This window comes from Aeromicrobium sp., assembly GCF_014378035.1.
In the GTDB taxonomy this organism is placed as follows: Bacteria; Actinomycetota; Actinomycetes; order Propionibacteriales; family Nocardioidaceae; genus Aeromicrobium.
The window spans coordinates 1-2,526 of record NZ_JACMOM010000340.1 but is presented as its reverse complement, the minus strand read 5'-3'; the positions used below and the strand labels follow the sequence as shown (position 1 = coordinate 2,526).

The following is a 2,526-nucleotide window of genomic DNA, read 5'->3' as shown; positions in this document are numbered from 1 at the left end:
TCAGCGGTTGCGGGGGTCGAGTTCCCCGGCGAAGAAAGTTGTGGCCCCACGAAGTATCTCGACGTCCTCGCGTAGCCGACGGTTCTCCGCCTTCAGCGCCTTGATCTCAGCCAACTCCGCAGTGCTGGCCCCGGCCCGTTGACCGCCATCGATCTGGGACTGGAGCACCCAACGACGCACGGACTCCTTACCGACCCCGAGCTGCTTGGCCACGACCGCCGCAGCGGCCGTGAGCGAGGAGTACTCGCCCTGATGGTCATTGACCAGTCGCACAGCTCTGGCCTTGAGCTCATCATCAATCTTCTTCAGCCATGCTGCTCATCCTCCTGGACTCAAAGAGGAGCGGCATCAAACCTGAGGTCAAGTCCACGGTCGTGGTGGATGAAGGGGCCACCGCGTGATCCGGTGGTTGCACTCTAGGCAGTGAGTGCGGCGGGTGTCAGGTCCTCCTGTTCGGTAGTGGTCTCGTCGGTGTTGATCAGGGCCAGGCGGGACCGGGCCAGGACGTCGAGTCCGAGATAGCGGCGGCCTTCGATCCAGTCGTCGTGCTGCTCGGCGAGGACAGCTCCGATGAGGCGGATCGCGGAGGTGCGGTCGGGGAAGATCCCGACGACGTCGGTGCGGCGGCGGATCTCACGGTTGAGACGTTCGTTGGGGTTGTTGGACCAGATCTGGCGCCAGATCTCCTTGGGGAACGCGGTGAACGCGAGGATGTCGGCACGGGCGTCGTCGAGGTGGTCGTGGACCGCGGGCAGCTTGTCGGCGACGGCCTCGAGCAGCTTGTCGAACTGGGCGTGCACAGCCTTGGCGTCGGGTTGGTCGTAGACGCTGTGCAGCAGGGCCTTCACGCCGGGCCAGGCGTGCTTGGGACAGATCGCCATCAGGTTGGCGGCGTAGTGGGTGCGACACCGCTGCCAGGACGCGCCGCCCATCGTGGCGCCGAGGGCCGCGACGAGCCCGGCATGGGCATCAGAGGTGACCAGCTTGACCCCGGACAGGCCGCGGGCGTTCATGCCACGGAACAGGGTCAACCAGCCGGCCTCTGACTCGGCGGAACAGATGTCGACGCCGAGGATCTCGCGGTGCCCGTCGGCGTTGACGCCGGTCGCGACCAGCACGTGGTTGTTGACCACCCGGCCGCCCTCACGGACCTTCATCGTCAACGCGTCCGCAGCCACGAACGTATACGGGCCGGCGTCCAGGGGCCGGGTCCGGAAGTCCTCAACGTGGGCGTCGAGCTCACGTGCCATCACGCTGACCTGCGACTTCGACAACCTGGTGATGCCGAGGGTCTCGACGAGCTTCTCCATCCGCCGAGTCGAGACACCCAGCAGGTAGCAGGTCGCGACCACCGTGGTCAGCGCCCGCTCGGCCCGCCGGCGGCGCTCGAGTAGCCAGTCAGGGAAGTAGGACCCCTCGCGCAGCTTGGGGATCGCGACCTCCATCGTCCCGGTGCGGGTGTCGAAGTCGCGGGTCCGGTAGCCGTTACGGGAGTTGGTCCGCTCCGGGGACCGTTCGCCGTACGGGGCGCCGCAGATCGCGTCGGCCTCGGCCGACATCAACGCCTGGACGAACGTCGACAACATGCTGCGCAGCAGGTCGGGCTCGGCACGCTGCAGGTGCTCGGCCATAAAGGCGGGTAGGTCAATAGAGTTGGGGTCGACGGTCATCGTCGTGCTCTCCTTCAGTTGGACTTCGCAAGGTCTTCTGAAGGATCACGCGGTGGCCGTCGCTATGTCACGACGCCACGCTCAAGTCGGGCCCGTCGTACACCACGCCCGTGGACTTAACTCAAACCTGGGGCGCTTCATTTTCCCACATGCCCTTCATTCGTCGTGTCGCAGCGAGCAGTGAGGCCCTGCGCGGTGAAGGTGGCGGTACCAGCCAGCCACATCACCAGTGGAGTTGCGCGGCAACGGCCAGATCAGCGTCAGCGGCCACGAGCCCGACGAGCTCATGTGCCCTTGGGCCGCGCTGTTGGAAGGCGCCGCCGCCGAGGGGACGCTCGAGCGGCAGCCGTGGGGCGACCACGCAGCCGGCGAGGGCAACCCGGGCTGACCACTCATCCGCGGCGCATCAGTCCGCTGCCGCCACAGCATCGGCGTCTTGTGGATCGCCCGGAGACCACTGAACGGTGGAGATGATCGCGTCGAGCAGCTCCAGCAGAGCAGGCGCGGTCTGGTCCCACAACACCGGCGCCGCGAACGAGAACACGGTGGTCGCCTCACTCCCTACGGCGGTGATCCAGTAGTCAGCCCGCAGGAGGGGCCTGGCGGCCTCTGCCGCCGGATCAGCAGGCGACATCCTCAGGACTCGCGTGACTCCGTTGTTGTCGTCTCCCCATGTCGAGACCGCGGCGTCAGGCTCGGCTGCGCGGAACGAGGCTGCCAACGACTCTGCTGCAGGTACGGCACCAACCTGGGTCGAGAGCCGCGGTGGCAGCTCGGGCTGATAGATCCCGAGCGTCAACGGCACCGGCACTCCGGGCACCACCTCGAGGGCGAAGTGGAACGCCACAGCCCCGGC

At 66.9% G+C, this 2,526-nt stretch carries 3 protein-coding genes and 1 pseudogene; 1 reads left to right on the top strand and 3 read right to left on the bottom strand.

Annotation, left to right across the window (positions count from 1 at the left end):
- Both H7290_RS18015 and H7290_RS18010 read right to left on the bottom strand, forming a co-directional pair.
- Window positions 1-309 (bottom strand): annotated as a pseudogene (locus H7290_RS18015) (transposase); the annotation flags it as partial.
- 107 nt (window positions 310-416) lie between these two features.
- The gene (locus tag H7290_RS18010) at window positions 417-1,670 is read right to left on the bottom strand and encodes an IS256 family transposase (RefSeq protein ID WP_290515398.1); all 1,254 of its coding nucleotides are present in this window, start codon (window positions 1,668-1,670) and stop codon (window positions 417-419) included.
- 229 nt (window positions 1,671-1,899) lie between these two features.
- Here H7290_RS18010 and H7290_RS18005 point away from each other — a divergent pair, with 229 nt between their 5' ends.
- Window positions 1,900-2,058 carry a hypothetical protein gene (locus tag H7290_RS18005; RefSeq protein ID WP_290515397.1) on the top strand — a complete coding sequence of 53 codons (159 nt, stop codon included), beginning with the start codon at window positions 1,900-1,902 and terminating at the stop codon, window positions 2,056-2,058.
- 18 nt (window positions 2,059-2,076) lie between these two features.
- Here H7290_RS18005 and H7290_RS18000 read toward each other — a convergent pair.
- Window positions 2,077-2,526: hypothetical protein (locus H7290_RS18000; protein WP_290515396.1), on the bottom strand; the 450-nt coding region annotated here is incomplete at its 5' end.

Excerpts from the sequence above, each read along its gene's own strand:
- H7290_RS18010 (WP_290515398.1), bottom strand. The coding sequence starts at position 1,670 with ATGACCGTCGACCCCAACTCTATTGACCTACCCGCCTTTATGGCCGAG.